1 protein-coding gene is annotated in these 588 nt (G+C 73.5%); it reads right to left on the bottom strand.

The genetic code is table 11. The features are described 5' to 3' along the window. Window positions 1-587 (bottom strand): NAD(P)-dependent alcohol dehydrogenase (locus tag ACW62_RS32790; RefSeq protein ID WP_157575152.1); only part of this gene is annotated, 587 nt, incomplete at its 3' end. Window position 588: the final 1 nt, after the last annotated feature.

Here is a 588-nt window from a genome sequence, read left to right as displayed (position 1 = left end):
GCGCGCACCAGGTCCGTCTTCGCCGGGCTGCACACGCCGGTGACCTCCGCGCCGGCAGCCTTGGCCAGCTGGACGGCGTAGCTGCCGACGCCGCCGGACGCCCCGATGATCAAGACCCGCTGCCCGTGCTGCACCCGCCCGAGGTCGAGGGCCTGCAGGGCGGTGCCTGCCGAGATGGGCACCACGGCGGCCTGTTCGAAGCTGAGGTTGGCCGGCTTGGTGGCGAGCTTGGCCTCGGGCGCGACGGCATACTCGGCGAAGGATCCCTTCGCCATGCCGTAGACCTCGTCGCCGGGGGCGAACCTGGTCACCGCGGACCCGACGGCGACGACCGTCCCCGCGACGTCGATGCCGGGCACGGGGTTCTTCGGCCGGCGCAGGCCGAACCCGATGACGCGAAGCAGGTACGGCCGGCCGGCCATGAGGTGCCAGGTGCCCCGGTCCAGGCCGGCGGCCCGCGCCCGGACCAGCACTTCGTCGTCGGCGATGCCGGGGCGCACGACATGGGCGAGCTGGAAGACCTCGGCCGAGCCATAGGCGTCCTGCACGACCGCCCGGCTCCTGGTCGTGGTGCCGTCTGTGGTCATG

Source organism: Jiangella muralis (assembly GCF_001270745.1).
In the GTDB taxonomy this organism is placed as follows: Bacteria; Actinomycetota; Actinomycetes; order Jiangellales; family Jiangellaceae; genus Jiangella; species Jiangella muralis.
This window is presented reverse-complemented; position numbering and strand designations above follow the sequence as displayed.